This is a genomic window from Streptomyces deccanensis (assembly GCF_022385335.1).
Lineage (GTDB): Bacteria > Actinomycetota > Actinomycetes > Streptomycetales > Streptomycetaceae > Streptomyces > Streptomyces deccanensis.
Map to the genome: position 1 here is coordinate 10,072,004 of NZ_CP092431.1, position 21,824 is coordinate 10,093,827.

Here is a 21,824-nt window from a genome sequence, read left to right on the forward strand (position 1 = left end):
ATGGTACGGACGAACAGCGCCAGTTGTTCCGCCACGCTATGTTGGCGTGCGTGCCTGCGGCTGGGGCAGTTGCCAGGACACCGCGTCGGTCTCCCGGTTGTGATGCCATGCCCTCAGGGTGCGCGTGGTCACCAGCCGGTCGAGCAGTTCTCCGGTCTGCTGCGGGGAGTGCCCGCACAGGCGGGTGAGGATGTCCATGTCGGTGCTGTGTTCGGGCCGGGCACCGGTGTGCGCGGCCAGCACGAGAGCGGTCAGCCGCAGTGCGGGCGCCGTGGCCGGCAGGACCAACGGCACCGGCCGCAGCGCCCAGTCGGCAGCACGGCAGCGGGTACGGCGGCCGGGCGCCTGGTCCAGCACTGTGGCATCGAGCAGCCGCACCTGCCACGGCAGCGTACGCACGTCCGGCAGCTCCAGCCAGCCGGCGTGGGCCAGCTCCAGCCATACTTCGCGGTTCTGGCGCAGGCGCATGCCCCGCAACAGGCCCGCCGGCAGCCGGACATGGGCGCGGGTGTCGGCACGCAGCGCGCACTGCAGGGCCAGCAGCCGGGCGGCGGGGGAGGTGAAGCGGGGCAGCGCGGTGCCGAGGTACGGCAGCATTTCCCGCACCCGCTCCCGCTCCTGGACCCCGGCGTGGGACCGGCGCGCGGGCGGGGGCGGGCCAGGGGAGGCCTGCTGCCGCAGGGAGCCGGAAAGGGTGTCCGGTACCACGGCCGTGTTGCTGGTCGCCGCGGCACAGGCCGCGCAGGTGTCGGCCAGCCGCCAGGCGCGGCCGCTGCGGTCGCGGGTGAGGGCCAGCAGCACCGGTCCCGCGCAGCCGCGATGACGCGGATGCCACCGGCAGCCCCGGGCCCGGCACTGGCAACTGCGCAGATAGGTGGGCAGCGCGTCGGCGCGGGCATGGCAGGCCAGATGAGCCAGGACGGCAGAACGTGCGGAGGCCCCCGTGAGCGCAGACGTGTGAGCGGCGCAGGCGGGGCAGACGAGAGCGGGGCCGCCCGCTCGCGGACGCAGTTCGACTGTCCAGATGCGCCGCACTGCTGCGTGCGCGCCAGCGAGCCTCATGGGCTGGTCGTCCTCCCGTCCGTCCGTGCCTGAGGTGGTGGGTGCCCCGGCGCATCACAGGGCCGGGGAAGACGCACGGTAGTGCAGAGTCCTGCACCTTGAATGCCGCACTCACCACCCAGACAAATAGTGCAGAGGTCTGCACTGACAGGGCAGGGGTCTGCACCGTCGGATGGTGGAGTGACGATCTTGCCGCCCGATCCCGACCTCAACGCGCTGCGCATGACGCTGGTGCGCCTGCGGGGCGAGCGCGGCTGGACCTACGACGAACTCGCCGACCGCAGCGGCCTGGCCCGGCGCACCCTCATCGACCTGGAACACGGCCGCACCAGCGGCAGCGTCACCACCTGGCACACCCTCGCCCACACCTTCGACGTGCCCATCGAGCACCTCCTGGGCACCCTCTGCGACGACCACACCCCACCCGGCATGCACGGCCCCTGACGCCCCGGCGCGCCCGCCTCGGGTCCTACCGCGAATCACCCGAACGGAGAGCAAGCGTCGAACGTGAGGACGCTCGCAAGATCGTCTGTTCGGTGCCGCTAGGCTGGTCGAGGGACATGAGCCCCGCGGTGTTGCCTATCCTCGCGTGTCGCCTGGCACGGTCCGGGCCATGTGCCCCACGCCCGCCCCCGACGGCCGCCACTGGGACGGCAGCCCCCGCGCTCTCCGCCGCCCCCGAACGCTCCGAGTGACCACCACCAGCCCCAGCCGCCTGCTGCGCGCCGGACAAACCGGCCGCTGCCGCCACTGCGGGAGCCGCATCGACCTCTACCCGCGTCCCGACCAACGGCCCATCGCCCTGCACCCCGCCGAATTGACCGTCACTGACGTCCCCAAATCCTGCCGCTGGCACCTCAGCGGCGGCATCGCCTACCCGCACGGCGACAACAGCGCCTGGTGCCGCATCCCGCATGCCGTGCTCTGCCCCCACCGCACCCCGACCTGCCAGGTCGGCACCCGCCTCGAGGCGATCCGCCGTCAACTCGCCGTCCGCGCCCGCCGTCTGATCGACACCCAGGCTCTCACCCCCGCCCCACCAGTCACCCCGCAGCCCGACGCCCCCCAACCCGGCGGACCCGACCGCCCCGTCGTCCAACTGCTGCTGTGCCGCTACCTCGCCCAGCAGCGGCTCGAGGAGCTGCGCTGCGTCGCCCAGACCCGCCACCGGCACCGCTGCCCCCACCCCGTCCTCGCCCCCGCCGGCCCAACCGGGATGTGGAAACTGCTGCCCACCACCGCCCGGCACGGCCAACTCGCCCTGCCCGATGCCCTGATGGCCGTCTACGACCTGGGCCACCTCGCTTATGGCGAACAGCTGCGCTGGCGCACCCAGCGCTGCCCGGCACACGCCACCGCACCCGGCGCCGCCGACCTCGCCCTGGCCTGCTGGGAACCCTTCGCCCCCCTCCTGCACGCGGCACACATCCACACCCGCCTGCCCCATTCCTCGCCCCGCCCGCACCGAAGGGGATGACCGGTGCCGCACCACGCCCTGGAAATCACGCTGACCCGCCCCCTGCCCCCGCCCGTCCTGCAGCGCGCCGCCCGCCTGCTGCCGCTCGCCGCCAACCACGACGCCACCCGCCTGATGGCCCTCGTCGCCGCCAAGACGCCGCAGCGCGCCGCCCGCCGGCTGCGCCGCCGCCTCGGCACCCGGCTGCCCATCGACGTGATCACCACCCACTACCCGGACGCCGACCACAGCGTGCTGCTCAACATCGCCTTCCCGCCCATCGTGCACGCCGCCCTGACCGCCGGCGCCCGCCGCGCCCAGCAGACCCCCGAGCGCTTCCTGGAACTGGCCGTGCACCGGGCCCTGGCCGAGCACGCCGACCGGGAGACCGAGCGCCTCGACCACGCGGTACGCCACCTGCTGGCCCACACCACCCCCGCCTACCTGCTGGCCGCCGTCGGGCACGCACTCACCCGACTCCCCGAGAGGCCCACCCTGTGAACCCCACCGACGAACAGACCGCAGCAGCCGACGCCTTCCACGCTGGCCACCACCTCGCCCTGCAGGCCGGCGCCGGCACCGGCAAGACCACCACCCTCGCCATCCTCGCCCGCGCCACCACCCGCCGAGGCCGCTACCTGGCCTACAACCGGGCCATCGCCCAGGACGCACGCACCCGCTTCCCCGACACCGTCCAGTGCAAGACCGCCCACGCCCTCGCCTACGCCGCCGTCGGCCACCGCTACACCCGCCGCCTGAACGCACCCCGCCGCCCGGCCTGGCAGACCGGACAAGCCCTCGGCCTGACCAAAGCCGTCCGCATCGGCGACCGCGAGATCTCCCAACGCGCCCTGTCCAACGCCGCCCTGCGTACCGTCGCGCGCTTCTGCCACACCGCGGACGAGGCCATCACCCGCCACCATGTCCCTCGCCTGCGCGGCCTGGACGGCTGCGACCTGCATGCCCAACTCGCCGCCCATATCCTGCCGTTCGCCCGCAAAGCCTGGGTCGACCTGCAGCATCCCGACGACGGCGCCGTCCGCTTCGACCACGACCACTACCTTAAGATCTGGGCCCTGACCCGGCCGCGCATTCAGGTCGACTTCCTGCTGCTGGACGAGGCCCAGGACACCAACCCTGTCGTCGAACAGACCTTCCTCAACCAGCGCGAGCACGCCCAGCTCGTCATGGTCGGCGACTCTGCCCAGGCCATCTACCACTGGCGCGGCGCCAAAGACGTCATGACCGGCTTCGACGGCACCCAGCTGACCCTATCCCAGTCCTTCCGCTTCGGACCCGACCTCGCCGCGGAAGCAAACCGCTGGCTGCACCTGGCCGACGCCCCGATCCGCCTCACCGGCACCCCCGCCGTACCCACGGAACTCGGCCCCGTCACCCAGCCGGACGCCGTGCTGTGCCGCACCAACGTCGGCGCCATGGCCCAGGTCATGACCCTCATGGCGGCTTAGCTACCGGGTCGCCCTGGCCGGGGGAGGAGACAGCCTGCAGGCCCTGGCCCTCGCGGCCCGCGACCTGAAGGAAGGCCGCCGCACCCACCACCCCGAGCTCATCCTCTTCCCCTCATGGGGCGATCTGCAGGACTACGCCGCCCACGACCCGGCTCGACCGCGACCTGCAGCCCCTGGTCAACCTCGTCGACACCCACGGCACCGACGCCATCCTCACCGCCGTCGCCCGCCTCGCCCCCGAGCCGCACGCCCAGGTCACCGTCTCCACCGCCCACGAGGCGAAGGGACGCGAATGGCCCCGCGTGCTCATCGCGGACGACTTCGCCCGTCCTGAAAACAGCACTCCTGACGAGCAGACAAGCACCGCGGCGCCACCCGACCCCATCGACGACGCCGAAGCCCGCCTGGCCTACGTGGCTGTCACCCGTACCCGCCAACGCCTCGACCTGGGCGGCCTCTCCTGGATCGACGCCCACTCACAGCACCTCGGTCCGAGCGGAACAACTCCCTCGGGCACCGTACAAAAGGAACACGAGCAGACGGAACCCGGACCACTGCCGGTGCGCCACACGCATGGTTGACAGGGCGTCATCGGTGGGGGAACGGCGCGGGAAGGTCATCACTCATCGCGCGGTGCTCCGGCTTGTCCGGGCGCACCGCCCTCCGTCTGCCCATTTTCTCTCCGTTATCGACAAAACCCCTCGCAGCAGGCATCCCTTTAGTTACGGTCTGTACTCACAGATACCGCCCCAAGTTTCGGCGCGCCCCGATCGGTGTTCACCGCCAGTCGGCAGTGCCCGACACCGTAAGACCGACAGGGACCGGCCGATGACCGACACCGACTCCGAGCCCCACGGCGCTGACAGCACCGTATTCGGCCGCAGCTCCACACCCGCGACCAGTCGAGCAGCCGTTTGCAGGCCACCTCACCAGCGGCGACGCCGAAGAGGAGGTAGGGAAGGTAGCAGGTACCGAGGACTCCACCCCGTTGAAGTTCCACGTTGCTCTTTCTCCTGGCGCCTATCTGCAGCTCGACGACGTGGTCAGCACTCGCCGGGAGATCCCCGGACGCGGCACCGTCGTCACCTCCGGCGTGGTGACCGAGGTGGTCGCCCGCCACGAGGGCGCCGCGTTCGGCTCAGATGTCTTCCTCATCGCCGACGGAATCCTGCCGGCCACAGTGCAGGAGGTCGCCGAGATCACGACCACCCGGGTCGACCCCGAGTACTACGTCCCGCCACGCCCCGGCGAAGCCGCCATCCGGGCCTCGGGCACGGCGCGGGACGCCGCGCTGTACTTCGACCGGATGGACGCACGTGTGCCCGCCGGCATCGGCCGGGACGGCGAACCGATCTATCTCAACCTCGAATTCCTCGACGGCACCCGCGGCGCCCACGTATCGATCTCGGGCATCTCAGGCGTGGCGACCAAGACCAGCTTCGCGCTGTTCTTGATGCACTCGCTGTTCACCTCGGGCGCCCTCGGGGCCCGCGCGGTCAACGCCAAGGCCCTCATCTTCTCCGTCAAGGGCGAGGACCTGCTCTTCGTCGACCAGCCCAACACCCGTCTCGACGGGGAGCTGAGCGCCGCATACGCCCAACTCGGCCTGCCCGCCCGCCCCTTCGCCTCGGCCGGCTTCTACGCCCCGCCGCTGCCCGGTGACACCACCGGCCGCCCCCACGTCACCGGCAGGACCAGCGGCGTCACCGCCTTCTGGTGGACCCTGGCCGAGTTCTGCGAACGCGAGCTGCTGCCCTACGCGTTCGCCGATGCCGAAGACGAGAAAAACCAGTACACGATCGTCGTGCACCAGGTCACGAGCCGGCTGCGCCGCGAGGCTCAGCCCGCCGGGAACGACGGCGCGGTCGCCATCGACGGAACCGTCCTCCGCACCTGGCCGGAGATGGTCGACTTCATCTCCGACAAGGTCACCGACGACCTCAGCCGCCCGGACTGGGCGGGCCCGGCCATCGGACTGGGAACGGTGAACGCATTCGTGCGGCGGCTGCGGTCGTCCCAGCGGCCGCTCGGGCCCCTGCTGCGCGGCGACCTGAGCACGGTCACCGACCACCCCGTCTCGCACTCCATCGACACCTCGCAGCAGCAGGTCACCGTGGTGGACCTGCACAACCTGCCGGAACGGGCCCAGCGGTTCGTCGTCGGTGTCGTGCTGGCCGCGGAGACCGCCCGCAAGGAGCAAGCCGGCCCGGGCGGCCTGCTGTTCACGATGGTCGACGAGCTCAACAAGTACGCCCCCCGCGAGGGATCCTCCCCGATCAAGGACGTACTACTGGACATTGCTGAACGCGGCCGCTCACTCGGCATCATCCTCATCGGCGCCCAGCAGACCGCCTCTGAGGTGGAACGGCGCATCGTGTCGAACTCCTCGATCAAGATCGTCGGCCGGCTCGATGCCGCCGAGGCCGGCCGCCCGGAGTACGGCTTCCTGCCCGCCTCGCAGCGCCAGCGCGCCACGCTCGCCAGGCCCGGCACCATGTTCGTCTCCCAGCCGGAGATCCCGGTGCCCCTGGCCGTCGAATTCCCCTTCCCCGCCTGGGCCACCCGGCTCTCCGAGGTCGCCGACCCCACCTTCTCCACCGGCACCCGCGCAGCCGGCCAGGCCACCGGCAGCGCGGCGCGACCGGACCCGTTCAGCAGGCTGCCCCAGGCAGAGAGCGATCCGTGGCCCGACGACACTGACGACGGCGCCATCGATGAGCCGCCCTACTGACGTCTGGCCACCGCCCTCCCCAGCGCACCCACGCCCCCCGCTGCTCTGCCTCAGCCACCCGAAAAGGACCCCGCCCCGTGAAGTTCCTTCACACCTCCGACTGGCATGTCGGCAAAACCCTCAAGGGCCGCAACCGGCTCGAGGAGCAGGCACGCATCCTGCGAGAGATCACCCAGATCGCGATCGACAACGACGTCGACGCCGTCCTCATAGCCGGCGACATTTACGAAAACGCCTCGCCGACCGCAGACGCCCAGAGGCTGGTCGTGCGTACCCTGCTGCGCCTGGCCAAGCACGGCATCGAGGTCATCCTGATCGCCGGCAACCACGACCACGCTGCCACGTTCGAGGCCTACAGGCCGCTGATGGACATCGCCGGCATCCACGTCTACGGCCAGGCCAGACCGGCCGCGAAGGGCGGCGTGCACACCTTCCACGCCAGGTCCACCGGCGAGCCCGTCAACGTCGCCGTCCTGCCGTTCCTCTCCCAGCGCTACGCCGTCCGCGCCGCGGAGATCATCGCCAACACCCCGTCGCAGAACGTCGGCGCCTACGACCAGCTCGTCCGTGACGTCCTGGCCAATCTGACCGGAGCGTTCACCTCGGACGCCGTCAACATCATCATGGCCCACCTGACCTGCACCGGCGGTACCTTCGGCGGCGGCGAGCGACCCGCCCAATCCATCATGGAATACCACGTGCCGGCCGCTGTCTTCCCTGTCGAGGCCCACTACGTGGCCCTGGGCCACCTGCACCGCCGGCAGCAGATCCCCGCCGCCTGCCCGGTGCACTACAGCGGCTCCCCCTACGCCATCGACTTCGGCGAGCAGAACAACACCAACGTCGTCTGCCTCGTCGAGGCCACCCCCAACACCCCCGCCCAGATCACCGACATCCCCGTCACGGCCGGCCGCAGACTGCGCACCGTCGAGGGAACCGTCGCCCAGCTGACCGCTGACCCCGCCGGCTACGGCGAGGACTACCTCAGACTCGTCGTCACCCAGCCCGCCTACGCCGGCATGCGCGACGACCTGTACGAAGCCCTCCCCAACGCTCTTCAGATCCTGATCCACCCCGATCATGCCAGCACCGGCGCCACGGCAGGAATCAGCGTCGACCAGCCGATCAAGACGCCTGTGCAGCTGTTTGCCGACTACTGCCACAGCGTCGGCGTCAGCGACGACCGGGTCACGGCGTTGTTCAATCAGCTGCACGACGACCTGACCCGCTCGACCGCCCGCCCCTAAAGCCAGGCCCGCACCCGCCCGAAGGAACTCTCAGATGCGTCCCGTTCGTCTTGAGCTCAACGGCTTCGCCGGCTTCCGCGCTCCCACCGTGGTCGATTTCACCGACACCGACTACTTCGCCCTCGTCGGCCCCACCGGTTCAGGCAAGTCCACCATCCTCGACGCGCTGACGTTCGCCCTGTACGGCTCGGCCTACCGGTGGGGACGCAGCAACGCCATCTCCTACGCACTCGCCCCCACGAGCAACCGCTGCACGGTCTCGCTCACCTTCGACATCGGATCACAGCGCTACCAGGTCGCCCGCGAGGTCCGCCGCATGGGCCAGCAGATCCAGCAGAAGGCCGTCAGCCTGGTGCAGTTCACTGACCCCACCGCAGTCGCTGTCGAGCCAGGCGGACCGCAGCCGGAGGTACTGGCCGGGGAGATCAAGGAACTCAACACCGCCATCGAGGATCTGCTCGGCCTGTCCTTCGACGACTTCTGCCAGTGCGTCGTCCTGCCCCAGGGTGACTTCGCCCGGTTCCTGTCCGCCAACGCCAGCAACCGCCAGCAGATCCTGCTCAAACTCCTCGGCGCCTCCCAATACGAAGGCATCGGCAAACGTGCCGGCGCCCAGGCAGACCAAGCAGCCAAGGAGGTCGAAATCCTCAACGACCAGCTGAGCCGGCACGCCGACGCCACCCCCGAAGCCGAGGCCGCCGCACAGGCGCGTGTCGAGACGCTTGAACAGCTGGCCGTCACCGTCGACCAACTCGTGCCCCGTGTCACCGAGGCACGCACCCGCGCACACGAGGCCGACGCCCGAGCCGACACGCTGCGCAGCGAGACCGATCTGCTGGCCTCCATCCGCACCCCCGACGGCATCGAAGAGCTGCAACGTCAGGCCACCCGGGCACAGACGGCCGCCCAGCAGGCCCGTGAGGCCGCCGACGCGGCCGCTCAGACCCTCTCCGACGTCACCCAAGAGGCTCAGTTGGGCCCTCAGCGCACCGACCTGACCCTCACCCGCGACCGGTACACCGAGAAGGCAGCCCTGACGGGCCGCCGCGACGGCGTCATCGCCGACGCCCAGCGCGCCCAAGAGGAGTTGGCGCAGTCCAAAGACCGGCTGAAAGCATCGGCGCAGAGCGTTGACAAGGCCCGCCGCAGCGCCGAGGAGACCCGGGAGCGCCGCGCCCAGGCCCGGCAGGCGCAGGAGAAACTGCGGGGCCGCCACCAGCTGCTGGCTGCCGTTCGTATCCCCGACGGCGTCACCGACCTGACCAGCCGTGCAGCAGCCCGTTCTCACGAGGTCGAAGCCGCCGCTGAGGCGCTCACCGCGGCCCGCGACCGGCACGAACAGGCCTCCCGTGCGCTGACCGCCGCCGGCGACGGCAGCCGGCTGACGGAAGCGCACCAGGCACTCGATGAGCTCCTCGATGTCATCAGTTTGCTCACGCATGCCACCGGCGCACTGGACGACTGCGCCGAGAGGGCCAGCCGGGCTGAAGAGGCGGTGGCAGGCGCCCAAGCGCGCCTGAACGCGGCCACGTCCACGGTCGATGAAGCCCGCGTCCTCGCCGGTGCCGCACAGCTGCGCCCTCAGCTTCAGGTAGGCCACACCTGCCCGGTCTGCGAGCAGAACGTCACCACCCTCCCGCCGCCGCTGTCCGACCCCGCTGTCCAGGCAGCCGAGGCGGCACATGCCGCCGCCGCAGAAGAACACCGTGCTCTGCTGGACCAATACGAGGACGCCAAGAAGGCGGTTACCGACCAGCAGCGGGAAGTGGACAAACTCACCACACAGCGCACCCTGCTCGACAAGAGGCTGGGCACACTGCTGCCCGACCGCCCCGCCGGCACCGGCCGTGACTGCGACGCCGACCGCGCCCACCTCGACGAACTCATCGAATCCCGTGACCAGTTGACCACTGACGAGCAGCAGGCCCGCGACGCGGTACAGAAAGCCGAAACTGCCCACGGCTCCGCCACGTCGGCTGTCGCCGCGCTGCAGCGGGAACTCGACCGGGCCCGCAACACTCTGCACTCGACGCTGGGCACACTGACCGCTTTTGACCCGCCGACCCTCGACACCGACGACCTGACCTCGGCCTGGACCGACCTGGAGGCCTGGGCCCGCACCCAGACCACCACCACAGAACGCGACCTCGCAGCCGCCGACGCCGAAACGGCCGACGCCGAAAAGGCCCACTCGGACGCGACCAGCGCGCTGGAGACCGCCGACCGTGCACAGGCCGACGCCCAGGCTGCCCACACCGCAGCCGTCGAGAACGCCGCAACCGCCAGCCTCGCGAAGACGAACCTGACCGACCGCCTGAGCACACTCGAGACGCTCTTGGCCCAGGCGCCACCGGAAGCCGAACTCCCGGCCCTCTTCGAGGAATGCGCCCGTCTCGAGGCGGCCGTGGAGACAGCCACCACGCAGGCCAACCACACACGCACAACAACCAAGGCAGCAGCGGCCGAACAGGACAAGTGGCGAGAGCACACCGCGAAGGCCCGCTCCGTGCTGGCAGCCAGCCGGGATACCGTGGCGGCGCTGAGTCCACCAAGCCTCGACACCGACGACCTCGCCGCCGCCTGGTCCACCCTGACCGGCTGGGCCAGCCGCCAGATCAGCGACCGGCAGACCGCCATCGCACGCGCAGACACCGACACCCAGACCGCCCACAACGAAGCCGACCAACTCCTGGGCAGCCTGGAGACCCTCCTACGCGGCAACGACCTGGACCCGCAGGACCTCGGCGACAGCCCGGGACGCGCCGCACAGGCCCCGCGCGTGGTCGCGGTCGCAGCCGAACGCGCCCGGGGCCAGGTCAAAACGATCCAACGCAGCCGCGCCGACGCCGACGCGATACAGGACAAGATCGACGACGCCCGCACCCGACAACAGGTAGCCGCCGAACTGGCCCGGCTGATGCGGTCCAACAAGTTCCCCCAGTGGCTCGCCACCTCAGCCCTCGACACTTTGGTCGCCGGCGCCTCGCAGTCACTGCGCCAACTGTCGGGCGACCGCTTCGACCTCAGCCACCAAAAGGGCGAGTTCTACGTCATCGACCACTTCGACGCCGACTCCGCGCGCTCGGTGCGCACCCTGTCCGGTGGCGAAACATTCCAGGCCAGCCTGGCCCTCGCCCTGGCCCTCTCCGACCAACTGGCCGGCCTGGGCGGCGCCACGAAACTGGATTCCATCTTCCTCGACGAAGGGTTCGGCACCCTCGATGCTGATTCGCTCCAGACCGTCGCCGACACCCTGCAAAACCTCGCCCAGGGAGAACGAATGGTCGGAGTGATCACCCACGTCACCGCGCTCGCCGAACAGATCCCGGTCCAGTTCCACGTCCAGCGCGACACCCGCACCTCCACCGTCACCCGGCAGGGCACATGACCACCACAGCACAGGCCTCCCGCATGCGGTTCCACGTCGATGGCTGGGACCCCACCTACGGCTCCAGCGTCGAGAACGCCGAGGACGGCATCGCCGACTCCACCGCCAAGGTCACCCCCCATATCGAACTCGCCCCGGCAGACTGGAAGCCCATCTCGCCCTCCCAGGTATCCGCCCCAGGCGCCGTCCTGTTCGTCGACGGCGTCCGCCGCGTCGAAGCCCGCATCTGGATCGAACAGCCCCCCTCCACCGAACCGGCCACAGGCTCCGACAACGCAGCCCGGGACGCCCGGATGGCACTGTGCGCCTCCTACGCGGCAGGCACCGTGTGCTGCTGCCCCGACCGCGGCGCACATCTGCTGACCATCGACTACCGGCGCGGCCTGTTCACCACCGCCACCAACGCCGTCGACGTGCCCACCACTGCCGGAACCTACAAGGCCACCATCACCCCCGACGACCAAGACCAAAACCTCGCAGTGCTGCTCTCGACGGCGCTGCAACGCCAACTCACCGATCTCGAGGTTCTCGTCGCCACCCATGCCCGCACCGCCCTGACCGGCCACGGCGTCCCCGAAGGCTCCGACCTCCTCGTCGTGGACGGACCGCTGCGCGGCCGCACCCACCTGCCGCGCGCCCTGGGATTCATCAAATCCCACCGCACCGCCTATCTGCCGCCCGACCTGCACGCCACGATCGCCACCCTGGCCCCCGGCGAACGCAGCCCGGTGTTCTTGATGGGCACCTCCTGGGACCGCCACGCCTGGTACTTGCGACTGCCGTGCACCCCCGGCGCCCCCTGGGCCGGAGTAGTACGGCTGGAATGCGCCGCCGACATCCCTGCGGCCGCGGCGATCGAGCTGGCCAACCTCTCACAAGCCCTCCTGCCGCGGTACGCCAGCATCGAGTACAAAGACACCCGTGCCCCGCAGAACCTGGTGCCGGTCGCCGGACTGGAGAGAGAACTACGCCGCCACCTGGGCAACCCCGTCCTACTCGGCCGCGCCCTACGCGTGGCATCGGCGAGCTGAACCGCTCAGACTCACGGCTCCACCCTCGCCCACCTGACCGAAGCAGCCGAATAACCTGCACCCGAGGGGCGGGCTACCGTCCTCAGCCCCTCACTCACCCGCCAGCCCTCACCGGAGCGGTAACCCCATGGCCCTTTCCGACATCGAGCTGCGGCCGCACCAGAAGGAGGCCGTCACCGCGGCCGCCCACATCCTGCGTGAAAACCCGCGGGCAAGTGTGGTCGCGGCCTGCGGTACCGGAAAGACGCTGATCGCTGCCCGCACCGCTGCCCGCACTGCCGCGCAGGGCAGGGTGCTCGTGCTGCTGCCGACGCTGGACCTGCTGTCGCAGACGATCCGCTCCTGGCGTGCGGCCGGGCGCAAGGGCGCCACGATTGCGGTGTGTTCGGCCCGTCAGGCCCTGGAGCATGAGCCGCTCAGCGCCGACGTCCCCATAACCACCGACCCCGCAGACCTGGCCGCCCTCACCGTCACACCCCGGCCAGGCCCGGTCACCGCCTACGCCACCTACGCCTCCCTGCCCACCGTGATCACCGCCCACCGTGATCACCGCCTTCCCCCCTGGGACCTGATCGTCGTCGACGAGGCCCACCGCACCATGCCGGCCGCCTGGGCAAGGCCTGGGCCGCCGTCCACTACGACGACCAGGTCCCCGCCGCCCGCCGCCTGTACCTGACCGCCACCCCCCGTATCTGGGACGCCGACGCCGACCGGGACGGGGACACCGAGGCGGTGGCCTCCATGGACGACGAAGCCCTCTTCGGCCCGGTCGCCTACCGCCTTACCCTCTCCGACGCCATCGACCTCGGCCTGCTCGCCGACTACCAGATCCTCGTCCCCGTCGTCACCGACGAAAACCTGCGCGACTGGCTCGCCACCGGACCCGGCGCCGGCGTTGACGGACTACGCCTGGCCGGCCGCCAGGTCGCCGCCCTGCGCGCCATCCACGACCACCAACTGCGCCGCGTCCTGACCTTCCACCACCGCGTCGCCGACGCCCGAGCCTTCGCCACCACCCTGCACGACACCGCCGCCACCCTCCCGGACAACCTGCGCCCCCAAGGACTGTGGGCGGACTGGATCAGCGGAAGCCACACCCCCCAGGTCCGCCGTCGCCTGCTGCTCGAGTTCGCCTCCCACAGCGACCCGCACAGCCCGGCCGTGCTCTCCAACGCCCGCGTGCTGGGGGAGGGTATCGATGTGCCCTCCATCGACGCCGTCGTCTTCGCTGACCCAAAAAGCAGCCCCGTCGAAACCGTCCAGGCCGTCGGCCGCGCGCTGCGCCAGGACCCCGGCGCAGGCAAGAAGGCCACCCTCGTCGTCCCCGTCTACCTCACCCCTGGCGAAGATCCGGACGACCTCCTCGGCGCCGACGCCTACACCCCGCTATGGCACACCGTCCAGGCCCTGCGTGCCCACGACGACCGCCTCGAAGCACGCCTGGCCGACCCGCGCACCCACCGCCCCACAATGCCCCCGCACGACCCCGAGGCCTGGCTGCACTTCGACCGCCCCACCCAGGCCGAAGACGTCGCCCTCGCCCTCTCCCTGCGGGTCCTGGCTCCCAAGAGCGCTGAGTGGCGCCGCGGCCTGAAAGCCGCCCGCCGTTACCACCGCACCCACCACCACCTCGACGTCCCCCAGACCTACGAAGACCCCACCGGCTATCCACTGGGCCGCTGGCTGACCTGGCAACGCCACCTCCATGCCACCGGCGCCCTCGACGCGGCCCGCGCCAGCGCCCTGGAACGCCTCGGCATCATCTGGGACCCCCGTCAGCAGGCCTTCGACCGCGGACTCGCTCACGCCGCCGTCTACGTCACCCGCCACGGCCACCTCGCCGTCCCCGTCGACGAGACCCAGGACGGCTTCCCCCTCGGCCGATGGCTGGCAACCCAGCGCACCCGCGCCGAGACCCTCACTGCCGAACGCGTCGCCGCCCTCACCGCCCTGGACCGGTGGTGGAACCCGCCCTGGCCGATTACCTGGCAACGCGCCTATCACTCTGCTGCCCGCCAGCAGACGCAGAAGGACACATCACAAGCCAGGGAGTGGCTCGAGGCCCAGCGCGCGCGAGTCAGCGACCTTCACCCCGAGCAGCGCCGCCTCCTCAGGGATCTGGGGCTCGACCTGCCAGATGCGCCCGTCTCTTGCGAAGAGGACAGCCCGCTGTCAGCACGTGAGCGCGCTTTCCAGCGCGGGTTGACCGCCGCGCGTGCTTTCCGAGAGAGGGAGGGCCATCTCAACGTCCCCCAGAGGCACATCGAAGAGATCGAAGGCGGCTATGTGCGTCTGGGGCAGTGGCTGAGTAACCTTCGGCGCCGCCGCACCAGCCTCAGTCCGCAGCGCCTTGCCGCCCTGGCCGAGCTCGGCCTGTAAGAGGTCCTAACAAAGCCGTTGGACGTGTCAGTGGGTGATGAGGCAGGTAGCGAGGCCGAGGAAGGCCTCGTGAATGTCGTCGCGTCGTTCCCAGCGGATGCGCAGGCGGCGGAAGCCGTGCAGCCAGGAGATGGTGCGCTCGACGACCCAGCGGAAGATGCCCAGGCCGGAGCCGTGCGGCTGGCCGCGTTCTGCGATCACGGGCCGGATGCCGCGTTGCCGCAGCAGCCGCCGGTACTTGTCGTGGTCGTAGCCGCGGTCCGCGAAGAGCATGTCCGGCTGTCGCCGTGACCTGCCGACGACGCCGGCGACCGCGGGAACCTTGTCAAGCAGGGGCAGGAGCTGGGTGACGTTGTTGCGGTTGCCGCCGGTCAGCGACACCGCGAGCGGGATGCCCCGGCCGTTGGTGAGGACGTGGTGCTTGCTGCCCGGCCGTGCACGGTCGACCGGGCTGCGACCGCTTTTGGGCCCCGCCGGGCCGCCCGCACGTGGGAGGAATCGATCACCGCCCGCGACCAGTCCAGCTGCTTCGCCGACCGCAGCTTCTTCAGCAGCCCCAGGTGCAGCTTCTCCCACACACCGGCCTCGTTCCAGGCCGCCGGGCGCCGCCAGCAGGTCATGCCCGAGCCGAAGCCCAGCTCCTGCGGCAGGTACTCCCACTGGATGCCTGTCTGGAGCACGAACAGGATCCCGCACAACGCCTGCCGGTCCGGCACCCGCGGCCGGCCCGCCACCAGCTTCGTCCCCGGCTCGGGCAGCAACGGCTCGACGAGCTACCACAGTTCGTCCGACACGATCCACGGCCGCGACTGACGTTGCCCCACGACCCAACCAACGAGCAGACAAGCCGATGGTTACTTGATCAACAACTTCTGTTAGGACCTCTAACTGGATCTAACAAAAGAGGGTTGATCATGTGACTGTCCGCTTGATCGCTCGTTGATGAGGACATGGGGAAGCGTCAGTCGCGGCCGTGGATCGTGTCGGATGAACTGTGGTCGCTCATCGAGCCGTTGCTGCCCGAACCACCGCCCAAGCAGGTCGAGGGACGGCCACGAGTACCCGACCGGCAGGACCTGTGCGGCATCCTGTTCGTGCTGCACACTGGCATCCAGTGGGAGTACCTGCCCCAGGAGCTGGGCTTCGGCTCGGGCATGACCTGCTGGCGCCGCCTGTCGGCCTGGAACGAGGCCGGCGTCTGGGACCAGCTGCACCAACTGCTGCTGAACAAGCTTCGGTCGAAGAACAAGCTGGACTGGTCCCGGGCGGTGATCGACTCCTCCCACGTCCGGGCCGCACGACGGGGCCCAAAAGCGGACCCAGCCCGGTCGACCGCGCACGCCCGGGCAGCAAACACCACATCATCACCGACGGCCAGGGCATCCCGCTCGCGGTGTCGCTGACCGGCGGAAACCGCAACGACGTCACCCAACTGCTGCCGCTGTTGGACAAGATCCCGGCCGTTGCGGGAGCCGTTGGTCGGCCGCGCAGACGGCCCGACATGCTCTTCGCAGACCGCGGCTACGACCACGACAAGTACCGGCGGCTGCTGCGGCAACGCGGCATCCGACCGGTGATCGCCGAACGAGGCCAGCCCCACGGCACCGGCCTGGGCACCTTCCGCTGGGTCGTCGAGCGGACGATCTCCTGGCTGCACGGCTTCCGCCGCCTGCGGATCCGCTGGGAACGACGCGACGACATCCACGAAGCGTTCCTCGGACTCGCCATCTGCCTGATCACCCACCGCCACGTCCAAAGGCTTTGTTAGGGCCAGTAAGGGGTCCTTGCAGAAAGATCGTGTTGTGGCACGGTGGAGAGGTATGTGATCCCGTCTTTTGTGGGGTGTGACCATGGCGCGGCGGAAGCCGTGGGAGGTCAGTGACGAGTTGTGGGCGGTGATCGAGCCGCTGTTGCCGAAGCATGAGCGGCGCTTCCGGTATCCGGGGCGCAAGCGGATCGATGACCGCAGGACGCTGCAGGGTGTGCTCTTCGTCCTCTACACAGGTGTCCAGTGGGAGTTTCTGCCGCAGGAGCTGGGGTTCGGATCGGGTCCCACCTGCTGGCGTCGGCTGGCCGAGTGGCAGGAGGCGGGGGTGTGGGAGGAGCTCCAGCGGGTGCTTCTGGACCGGTTACGGGCGGCGGACCGTCTGGACTTCTCCCGCGCCACTGTCGATGCCTCGCATGTGCAGGCCAAGCGGGGGCGAAGCAGCCCAAAAGTCGGTCCGAGCCCGGTTGACCGCGCACGGCCGGGCTCGAAGCATCACGTGCTGACCGATGCCCGCGGCACTCCGCTGCGGGTGTCGCTGACCGGTGGTCACCGTCACGATGTCACCCAGCTTCTGCCGCTGGTCGACAGCCTTGGGCCGGTACGGGGCAAGCGGGGCCGGCCCCGGCGCAGCCCCCGCACGCTGTATGCCGACCGCGGCTATGACTACGACATCTACCGCCGCCGTCTGCGCGAGCGCGGCATCACACCGAAGATCGCCCGGCGCGGCCGGCCACACGGCTCGGGCCTTGGCAAAGTCCGGTGGGTCGCCGAGTCCGCCATCGCCTGGCTCCACGGACCCCGCCGCCTACGGACCCGCTGGGAAACCAGAGACGACATGCACGACGCCTTCCTTCAGCTCGCCCACTGCATGACCCTCGCCCGCAAGCACCCGGCTTTCTGAAAGCACTCCTAAGCCGGACTGGGGCGTACGGGCGTAGTGGCCCATGTTGCTTCCTCACTGCCCGGTAGGCGCCCGGGCCAGCGGTAGCACAAGCCGCTGGCCCGGGCGCCGTGCTGCGGATGCTTCAGAGTTGCTTGTCGGCGGGATTGCTGTTGCCAGCCACGACGCTGTCGCCGACGGCCTCGGTGTCCTGGTCGTCGGCCAACGCGCTGCGCCGGTACTGGGGGTGGTCGAGGTCCATTTGTTGTGCGGCGTGGAGGGGGACGGGGTAGCGGGTGCGGTTGGCCCAGGCGAGGGGCTGGTGGCAGAGGCGGGCTGCGGCCAGCGCGAGGGACTGGGGTTCAACCGGGGCAGTGTTCTGGTTCATGCTGCTGGCGGGGGTGGTGATGATGGGGTAGATCTCGGTGGCGGTCATGCTGTACCAGTTGGGGCGGACTTCGTTCTTGCGCCGGTTCTCGGCGTCGCTGGAGCCGTGGCTGGCGCTCCAGCGGGTGATGGCTTCGCCGAGGCGGCCGGCTCCGGCGCCGTCGAACTGGGGCGGGACGGTGGCCAGCAGCCAGGTGGGGGAGCCGAAGTCGGGCGTGACCTGGTATAGCAGGTTGGTGACCTTGTTGGTGCGGGCCACGGTGCCGTCGACACTGCGGTGGCTCACCCTGATCGGACGCGGCAGCTCGTCCATGTCCTTGTTGATGCGCACCACGGCCAGCGGGCGTTCACGGGCGGGAAGGGTACTGGCGGGCAGCCAGGTGCTGTTGCGTGTGGGCGGCTGGCCCTGTCGGCGGTTGTGCAGGCCCAGCCACAGGCGGCGGGTGGCCACGCCGTCGACGGTGACGGTGTAGGGGATGCCGCCGAGGTAGTCGCAGAGGTCGGCCAGAGCCTGGTCGATGTGCTGGGCCACCGTCTTGAGGCCGCGGTTGTCGTCGTCGAAGTCGGTCATCTTGCCGACGGGGTAGGCGTTCGCGTGGAAGGCGGCCTGCGCCTGGTGGTAGAGCTCCCAGCGGCGGTGGGTGTAGCTCCAGCCGTGCAGGGTCCAGGCTCCGCCGGGAGTGGTGGGGGGCTTCAGGATGAGGTTCCCCCGAGATGCGGGGAAAGGTGACAGCAGGTCAGATGGGTCTCATGAGAGGAGCCCAGACGATGCCTGCCCCGAGGAAGTACCCGCTGGAGTTGCGTGAGCGTGCGGTGCGGATGTATCGGACCGCCGAGCCGAAGCCGGTGATCCGCCGCATGGCTGAGGAGCTCGGCGTGCATCACGAAGCCCTGCGGAACTGGATCCGGCAGGCCGAGGCCGACGCCGGCGAGCGGGATGACCTGCTCACCACCGAAGAGAAGAACGAGCTCGTCCAGCTGCGGCGCGAGGTGCGGGACCTGCGCCGGGCGAACGAGGTCCTGCGGACGGCCTCGGCTTTTTTCGCCGCGCAGCTCGACCCGACCCGGCCCAGGTGACCGCACTCCTAGACGAGCACCCGCACCTGGGGGTCGAGCCCGTACTGCGGGAACTGCACATCCCCTCCTCCACCTACTACCGCTGGCGCCAGGCTGAGAAGGACCCCTGCGAACGGATCCGCCAGGACACCGAGCTGACCGGGCAGATCCGACGGATCCACCAGGACTCCGGCGGGATCTACGGATCGCCCAGGATCCATGCCGTCCTGAAGCGCGAGGGCGTCCACGTCGGCCGCAAGCGGGTCGAGCGGCTCATGCGCCAGGCCGGCCTGGCCGGGATCAGCCCCCGCAGGAGCAAGGGCTTCACCCGCCGCGACCCAGACGCCGACCTCGCCCCTGACCTGGTGCAACGCGACTTCACCGCACTCGCGCCGAACCGGTTGTGGGTCACCGACCTGACCATGATTCCCACCCTGGAGGGGCCACTGTGGCTGTCGGCGATCCGCGACGCCTTCTCCCGCAGAGTCGTGGCCTGGGAGACCTCCGCCCGCGCGGACGCCGACCTGGTCCTCACCTCGCTCGAGTACGCACTGGCCAGCCGCGAGGTCGCCCCTGGCGAACTCGTCCACCATGCCGATCACGGCACGCAATACACGTCTATCAAGCTCACAACCCGCCTGGTCAGAGCAGGTGTTCAAGCGTCCATGGGCTCGGTCGGCGACTCCTTCGACAATGCCCTGGCGGAGAACCTGTGGATGCTGATCAAGACCGAGTGCATCCGCGGACGGACCTTCGACACCAGAGCCGAGGCGAACCTCGCGCTCTTCGAGTACATCGACGGCTTCTATAACCCCCGCCGCATCCAGAAGCGCCTCGGCTACCTCAGCCCCATCGAGTTCGAGGAGAAGCACTACGCCGACCAGGCAGCGGCCGAACAAGTGAACCTGAAACCACGTCAACCCGCCCTGACCTGCTAGTCAGCCACTCCCGCGCAGCGGGGGAACCTCAGGACGCTGGCAGTCACGCAGATCTTGGCGGTGCGGTCCTTGCCCTGGCGGCTTTGGCGGCGCACGTGGATTCCGCAGTGCGCGACCTGGTCGGCCGCGTGGGGGCCGATGGCATCGACCATGACCTGGTCGATGCGGCGGTCGATGATGCCCAGGCTGCGGCACAGATCCAGCAGCGACAGGATCACCTGGTGGTCGGTCTGTTTCCCGTTCGGCTTCTTGCGCTTGGCTTCCTTGCGGTCGGCGGTGAACTGGGAGACGAACCCGAGTCGCGCCAGGGTGCGCCGTGCCTGGTGCTTGGCGTCCTCGTCCGGGCCGGGCCCGGACGCCGTGCCCGCACGGTCGGCCGGCGGCATGGCGTCCTCTTCCTCGGCTGCGGCGTCGAATTCGGTCTCCGCCCAGACACCGACGAGGGTGGCCGGCTCCTTCTTGAGCGAGGGGATGTGTGCGACGGCGGTTTCCTGTCCGGCCGTGGGGCCGTGGACGAGGAAGTCGGGGACGCAGTGGAAGACGGCGCTGACGCGGCCTGCGTCCAGGGGCACGGGAATGCCCTCGGCGGGATCGATGGTCTGCGGGTCGAGGCCGAAGACGCTGGCGAGGCCATGGATCATGCGCTGGCGCATCTCGTCCCGGTACCACAGGCACACCAGCCTCAGGTGCTGGTAATTCATGGCGTCTAGAGAGCGGATGATGTCGCCCGGCTGCACGGACAGTTCGGCCTGGGGCAGCTGCTTGAAGCCGCGGGCGCGGGAGTCCTGGACGACGGTCAGGGGGGTAGGGGCGAGGATCTGTCCGATGTGGCGGTCGAGTTCGCGCAGGTGGTGCATGCCGACACCGCGGCCGACGGGGAAGGAGAAGGTCTTGCCCTGGACGGGGCGGATGGGGCCGAGTCCCACTGTTCCGGCCTCGGCTTCATCCTGGGATTCGTTGTCGCCCCGGGCATCGGCGTTCTGCTCGGCCTCGACACGCTGCTGGATGTTGTGCAGGACGGAGTGGTCCATGCCGAGGCGGGCCAGGGTCTGCAGGGACATGCGGTGGATGCGGCGGACGCGGCCGCGTCCAGCCATTTCGACCTCGACGATCGGCAGGGCGGTCTCAGCCTGTTCGGCCAGCACGGTGCGCGCGTAGGCCATTGTGCGGCTGATGCGGGTGGCCTGGGAGGAGACCACGAGGATCGGGTCGGCGACATTGGGCAGGGTCTTCAGAGCCAGCCGCACCCGGGCCAGCGCGTGCGCGGTTCCGGCCTTGTTGGACCAGGGCTGCTGCCAGGCGATCAGGCCGCCGCTGCTGTCCGGTCTCAGGGCGATGTCCTGGCCGTCCACCCTCCAGGTGCGCTGGGCGAGGCGGTGGGCCAGGTCCCAGGCGACGGTGCTGTAGACCCAGTTGGCCGCGTCCGGCTGCAGCGCACGGCGGTGGAGGAGTCCGGCGTCTGCGGGCCGTCCGGGGTGATGAGGTAGTCGGCCAGCAGCCGTTCCTGCGGCATGGTTTCGGCGACGCGTTCGGCCAGCGGGGTGGGCCGGTTGAGGTCGATGTCGTCGGGGTGGTGGCCCAGGACGAGACTGTGCAGGAGGGTGAACGCGTCGCGCAGGGTGTCGTCGTCGAGCGGGCGGCGGGTGGCCAGCAGCCCCTGTTTGGGGTCGAAGAAGACGTAGCCGCCGGTTAAGCAGCGCAGGGCGCCGGTGAGCACGGAGTGCGGGGCCTGTGCCTCCTCCCGTTTGACGATGTCCTTGTACTGGCGGTCCAGCAGGGTCCACAGGGAGGTGACGCTGGTGGGGAACTGGCGCAGGTGGACGGTGGCCCCGTCCAGCAGCGTGGGGGTGCAGCGGTAGGCGAGCACGTCCAGGCAGGCGCGGGTGGTGGGTGCAGGCATGAGCGGAGAAGGCCTTCCTTTCTGAAGTGAATGCGGCTGGGCGGGGCGGGGTCAGGTGTCGTCCGGTTCGATGCCGGCGTAGGCGAGGAACGCGGCGAGGGCTTCGCGGTAGATGGCGTTCATCTGCCGGCG

General features: G+C 70.0%; 17 protein-coding genes and 2 pseudogenes. 14 read left to right on the forward strand and 5 right to left on the reverse strand.

Going from position 1 to position 21,824, the window contains the following annotated elements:
• Nucleotides 1-36 precede the first annotated feature (36 nt).
• Nucleotides 37-1,062, reverse strand: a complete 1,026-nt coding sequence (locus L3078_RS44365; protein WP_239760132.1) for a hypothetical protein — start codon at nucleotides 1,060-1,062, stop codon at nucleotides 37-39.
• A 180-nt stretch (nucleotides 1,063-1,242) separates the two neighbouring features.
• Here L3078_RS44365 and L3078_RS44370 point away from each other — a divergent pair, with 180 nt between their 5' ends.
• The 10 genes and pseudogenes from L3078_RS44370 to L3078_RS44415 all read left to right on the forward strand — a co-directional run bounded on the left by L3078_RS44370 (nucleotide 1,243) and on the right by L3078_RS44415 (nucleotide 14,763).
• A complete protein-coding gene (locus L3078_RS44370) occupies nucleotides 1,243-1,506 on the forward strand; it encodes a helix-turn-helix transcriptional regulator (RefSeq protein ID WP_032769652.1) in 264 nt (87 codons plus the stop codon).
• Nucleotides 1,507-1,753: 247 nt separating this feature from the next.
• The gene (locus L3078_RS44375; RefSeq protein WP_338059558.1) at nucleotides 1,754-2,539 is read left to right on the forward strand and encodes a DUF6083 domain-containing protein; all 786 of its coding nucleotides are present in this window, start codon (nucleotides 1,754-1,756) and stop codon (nucleotides 2,537-2,539) included.
• A 3-nt stretch (nucleotides 2,540-2,542) separates the two neighbouring features.
• On the forward strand, nucleotides 2,543-3,019 hold the full coding sequence (locus tag L3078_RS44380) for a hypothetical protein (RefSeq protein WP_239760134.1): 477 nt from the start codon (nucleotides 2,543-2,545) through the stop codon (nucleotides 3,017-3,019).
• Nucleotides 3,016-4,568 (forward strand): annotated as a pseudogene (locus tag L3078_RS44385) (UvrD-helicase domain-containing protein). Before L3078_RS44380 ends, L3078_RS44385 begins: the two are co-directional and overlap by 4 nt.
• 407 nt (nucleotides 4,569-4,975) lie before the next feature.
• Nucleotides 4,976-6,718, forward strand: a complete 1,743-nt coding sequence (locus tag L3078_RS44390) for an ATP-binding protein (protein WP_239760135.1) — start codon at nucleotides 4,976-4,978, stop codon at nucleotides 6,716-6,718.
• A 77-nt stretch (nucleotides 6,719-6,795) separates the two neighbouring features.
• Entirely contained in the window at nucleotides 6,796-7,965 is a 1,170-nt protein-coding gene (locus L3078_RS44395) for an exonuclease SbcCD subunit D (protein WP_239760136.1), read from the forward strand.
• Nucleotides 7,966-7,999: 34 nt separating this feature from the next.
• A complete protein-coding gene (locus L3078_RS44400) occupies nucleotides 8,000-11,353 on the forward strand; it encodes an AAA family ATPase (RefSeq protein ID WP_239760137.1) in 3,354 nt (1,117 codons plus the stop codon).
• Nucleotides 11,350-12,384: a hypothetical protein gene (locus L3078_RS44405; RefSeq protein ID WP_239760138.1), complete on the forward strand. Its 1,035-nt coding sequence runs from the start codon at nucleotides 11,350-11,352 to the stop codon at nucleotides 12,382-12,384. Before L3078_RS44400 ends, L3078_RS44405 begins: the two co-directional genes overlap by 4 nt.
• A 127-nt stretch (nucleotides 12,385-12,511) precedes the next feature.
• Complete coding sequence (locus tag L3078_RS44410; protein ID WP_239760139.1) at nucleotides 12,512-13,060, forward strand: DEAD/DEAH box helicase family protein; 549 nt, start codon at nucleotides 12,512-12,514, stop codon at nucleotides 13,058-13,060.
• Between the two features lie 65 nt (nucleotides 13,061-13,125).
• Entirely contained in the window at nucleotides 13,126-14,763 is a 1,638-nt protein-coding gene (locus L3078_RS44415) for a helicase associated domain-containing protein (RefSeq protein ID WP_239760140.1), read from the forward strand.
• 27 nt (nucleotides 14,764-14,790) lie between these two features.
• On the opposite strand, the pseudogene L3078_RS44420 reads toward L3078_RS44415, so the two are convergent.
• Nucleotides 14,791-15,524: pseudogene (locus tag L3078_RS44420) on the reverse strand (IS5 family transposase).
• 189 nt (nucleotides 15,525-15,713) lie between these two features.
• Here L3078_RS44420 and L3078_RS44425 point away from each other — a divergent pair.
• Nucleotides 15,714-16,531 (forward strand): IS5 family transposase gene (locus tag L3078_RS44425; protein WP_239760141.1). Its coding sequence is split into 2 segments (ribosomal slippage): nucleotides 15,714-16,065 and nucleotides 16,065-16,531, totalling 819 coding nucleotides; the frame shifts between segments, so codons are not numbered across the junction.
• An 82-nt stretch (nucleotides 16,532-16,613) separates the two neighbouring features.
• Complete coding sequence (locus L3078_RS44430; RefSeq protein ID WP_239749960.1) at nucleotides 16,614-17,432, forward strand: IS5 family transposase; 819 nt, start codon at nucleotides 16,614-16,616, stop codon at nucleotides 17,430-17,432.
• Between the two features lie 124 nt (nucleotides 17,433-17,556).
• Here the strand turns inward: L3078_RS44430 and L3078_RS44435 are convergent, their stop codons facing one another.
• Nucleotides 17,557-18,534: an RNAseH domain-containing protein gene (locus L3078_RS44435; protein WP_338059579.1), complete on the reverse strand. Its 978-nt coding sequence runs from the start codon at nucleotides 18,532-18,534 to the stop codon at nucleotides 17,557-17,559.
• 32 nt (nucleotides 18,535-18,566) lie between these two features.
• On the opposite strand from L3078_RS44435, the gene L3078_RS44440 reads away from it, so the two are divergent.
• Together L3078_RS44440 and L3078_RS44445 are read left to right on the forward strand one after the other, a co-directional pair.
• Nucleotides 18,567-18,875 carry a transposase gene (locus L3078_RS44440; protein ID WP_053756971.1) on the forward strand — a complete coding sequence of 103 codons (309 nt, stop codon included), beginning with the start codon at nucleotides 18,567-18,569 and terminating at the stop codon, nucleotides 18,873-18,875.
• Nucleotides 18,872-19,792 (forward strand): IS3 family transposase, encoded by a 921-nt coding sequence (locus L3078_RS44445; protein ID WP_239748969.1) that lies wholly within the window; start codon nucleotides 18,872-18,874, stop codon nucleotides 19,790-19,792. The genes L3078_RS44440 and L3078_RS44445 overlap by 4 nt, the downstream gene beginning before the upstream one ends.
• Here the strand turns inward: L3078_RS44445 and L3078_RS44450 are convergent.
• Both L3078_RS44450 and L3078_RS44455 read right to left on the reverse strand, forming a co-directional pair.
• Nucleotides 19,789-21,225 carry a pPIWI_RE module domain-containing protein gene (locus L3078_RS44450; protein WP_239760738.1) on the reverse strand — a complete coding sequence of 479 codons (1,437 nt, stop codon included), beginning with the start codon at nucleotides 21,223-21,225 and terminating at the stop codon, nucleotides 19,789-19,791. The two genes, L3078_RS44445 and L3078_RS44450, sit on opposite strands and share 4 nt — an antisense overlap.
• Nucleotides 21,120-21,692, reverse strand: a complete 573-nt coding sequence (locus L3078_RS44455; protein WP_239760773.1) for a pPIWI_RE module domain-containing protein — start codon at nucleotides 21,690-21,692, stop codon at nucleotides 21,120-21,122. Before L3078_RS44455 ends, L3078_RS44450 begins: the two co-directional genes overlap by 106 nt.
• Between the last annotated feature and the right edge of the window lie 132 nt (nucleotides 21,693-21,824).

Coding starts and splice junctions, on each gene's coding strand:
- L3078_RS44365 (WP_239760132.1), bottom strand. CDS start 1,062: ATGAGGCTCGCTGGCGCGCACGCAGCAGTGCGGCGCATCTGGACAGTC.
- L3078_RS44400 (WP_239760137.1), top strand. CDS start 8,000: ATGCGTCCCGTTCGTCTTGAGCTCAACGGCTTCGCCGGCTTCCGCGCT.
- L3078_RS44405 (WP_239760138.1), top strand. CDS start 11,350: ATGACCACCACAGCACAGGCCTCCCGCATGCGGTTCCACGTCGATGGC.
- L3078_RS44410 (WP_239760139.1), top strand. CDS start 12,512: ATGGCCCTTTCCGACATCGAGCTGCGGCCGCACCAGAAGGAGGCCGTC.
- L3078_RS44415 (WP_239760140.1), top strand. CDS start 13,126: ATGGACGACGAAGCCCTCTTCGGCCCGGTCGCCTACCGCCTTACCCTC.
- L3078_RS44430 (WP_239749960.1), top strand. CDS start 16,614: ATGGCGCGGCGGAAGCCGTGGGAGGTCAGTGACGAGTTGTGGGCGGTG.
- L3078_RS44440 (WP_053756971.1), top strand. CDS start 18,567: ATGCCTGCCCCGAGGAAGTACCCGCTGGAGTTGCGTGAGCGTGCGGTG.
- L3078_RS44455 (WP_239760773.1), bottom strand. CDS start 21,692: ATGCCTGCACCCACCACCCGCGCCTGCCTGGACGTGCTCGCCTACCGC.